Source organism: Hydrogenophaga sp. (assembly GCF_041633695.1).
Lineage (GTDB): Bacteria > Pseudomonadota > Gammaproteobacteria > Burkholderiales > Burkholderiaceae_C > Hydrogenophaga.
Genome location: NZ_JBFJMY010000734.1, coordinates 1 through 1,275 on the forward strand (window position 1 = coordinate 1; position 1,275 = coordinate 1,275).

Below are 1,275 nucleotides of genomic sequence, written 5' to 3' on the forward strand. Positions count from 1 at the left end.
GGGCCGCGCCAAGGCCCTGGACCTTCCGACGAGGCGCAGCCGCGCGGCGTGGGTTCGGGTTTTGTGCTGAGTGCCGATGGGCTCATCATGACCAACGCCCATGTGATCGACGGCGCCGATGAGGTCGTCGTGACCTTGCCGGACAAGCGCGAGTTCAAGGCCCGCGTCGTGGGTGCCGACAAACGCACCGACGTGGCGGTGGTCAAGATCGAAGCCTCGGGCCTGAGCGCGGTCAAGATGGGCGACGTGAACCGCCTGCGGGTGGGCGAATGGGTGATGGCCATTGGCTCGCCGTTTGGTTTGGAGAACACGGTGACGGCCGGTATCGTGAGCGCCAAACAGCGCGACACCGGCGATTTTCTGCCTTTCATCCAGACCGACGTGGCCATCAACCCCGGCAACTCGGGTGGGCCTTTGATCAATATGCGCGGCGAGGTGGTCGGCATCAACAGCCAGATCTACTCGCGCTCGGGTGGCTTCCAGGGGATCTCGTTTGCGATCCCGATCGATGAGGCGGTGCGCGTGTCGGACCAGCTCCGAACCACCGGGCGGGTCACGCGTGGGCGCATCGGGGTTCAGATCGACCAGGTCAGCAAAGAAGTGGCCGAAGCCATTGGCCTGGGGCAGCCCAAGGGCGCCGTGGTGCGGGGGGTCGAGGCGAATGCACCAGCGGCCAAGGCCGGTGTGGAGCCGGGTGACATCATCTTGCGCTTCGATGGCAAGGACATTGAAAAGTCCTCGGACCTGCCCCGTTTTGTGGGCAATACCAAACCCGGCACCAAGAGCACGATGACGGTGTTTCGGCGCGGCAGCACCCGCGAACTCAGCATCACCGTGGGAGAGTTGGAGCCCGACCAGCCCACGGTGGCAGCCACTGAGCCCGAAAAGACCAAACCGGCGGCGGGCGCGGCCGCGTCGCTGGGCCTGGGTCTGGCCGACCTGTCGCCCGCCCAGAAGAAAGAGCTCAATATGAAGGGCGGTGTGCTCGTGGCCGCTGCCGAAGGGCCTGCGGCGCGCGCCGGCCTGCGAGAGGGCGACGTGATCGTGTCGCTGGCGAACGTGGAAACCAATTCGCTGAAAGAGCTGGAGGCCGTGTTCGGCAAGCTCGACAAGTCCAAACCCATCCACGTCTTGTTTCGTCGAGGTGATTGGGCGCAGTACGCCGTGATCCGGCCGCAGCGCTAACCCAGTCCAGAATTGACCCCCAGACCTTGTGGGATTTGGGGCCTTTGGGCACCGGTGGCCGATTTGCCACAGTACAGCCGGGGCAGGCGA

1 protein-coding gene is annotated in these 1,275 nt (G+C 65.1%); it reads left to right on the plus strand.

Annotation, left to right across the window (positions count from 1 at the left end):
- Positions 1-1,185 (plus strand): Do family serine endopeptidase (locus ABYB95_RS23665; protein ID WP_372662876.1); only part of this gene is annotated, 1,185 nt, incomplete at its 5' end.
- Between the last annotated feature and the right edge of the window lie 90 nt (positions 1,186-1,275).